Consider the following 914-nt stretch of genomic DNA (forward strand, 5'->3'; position numbering starts at 1 on the left):
GCGGGGGTGGCGGGAGCTGCGGGTGGGGGCGGGCGTGTATGCGGTGGGCGTTGTGCTGACGTACTTTGTCGCGTCGCCCATCGGTACGAACGTTGAGCGGCTGGCGTTGTTGGGGGCGCCTGCGGTGCTGTTGGCCGCGTTGCTTGCGCCTGGGGTGTTTGCGCCTGGGGTGTTTGCGTCTGGGTTGCCTGCGTCTGGGTTGCCTGCGTCTGGGTTGCCTGCGCCGCCTGGGGCGCGGTGGTTCTGGCTTGTGCGGGGTGTCGCGCTTGCCGTCGCCTTTGTGTTCTCCGTGAACTGGGTGGCCCAGAAGACCGTTGACGACGTGGTGACCAACACGGCGGTGCCCGCTTGGGCCGCCGATGCGGACGGGGTGCTGGCCGCGCTGGACCGGCTGGGTGCCGAGCGGACCCGGGTCGAGGTGGTGCCGTCTCGTGACCATCGGGAGGCGAGTCTGCTTGCCCCGCACATCAATATGGCGCGGGGCTGGAACCGGCAGGCGGATGTTGAGCGGGGGCGGCTCTTCTACGACGGGTACGAGGGGGCGCGGGCGGCGGACGGGGCGTTCTCGGCTGCGGCGTACCGGGCGTGGTTGGACCGTTGGGCGGTGGGGTTGGTTGTCCTGCCGGAGGGCGAGCCCGATGGGCCCGCGGCGCGGGAGGCCGCGCTCGTACGGAGTGGGCCGGGGTGGCTGGAGCCGGTGTGGCGGGACGCCAACTGGCGGGTATTCCGGGTGCGGGATGCGGTGCCGCTGGTGTCTCGGCCGGGGGCGGTGCTGCGGTCTGACGGGACGTCGCTGGTGGTTCGGGTGCCTAGGGCGGCGGTGGTGACGGTGCGGGTGGCTTACTCGCCGTGGTTGCGGGTGGATGGGGGGTGCCTGGCGCGGGAGGGGGAGTTCACCCGACTCACGGTGCGGG

At 72.1% G+C, this 914-nt stretch carries 1 pseudogene; it reads left to right on the top strand.

The features are described from left to right. Positions 1-914: pseudogene (locus U9R90_RS36470) on the top strand (hypothetical protein); the annotation flags it as partial.

The organism is Streptomyces sp. E11-3, assembly GCF_046540415.1.
Taxonomy (GTDB): Bacteria; Actinomycetota; Actinomycetes; order Streptomycetales; family Streptomycetaceae; genus Streptomyces.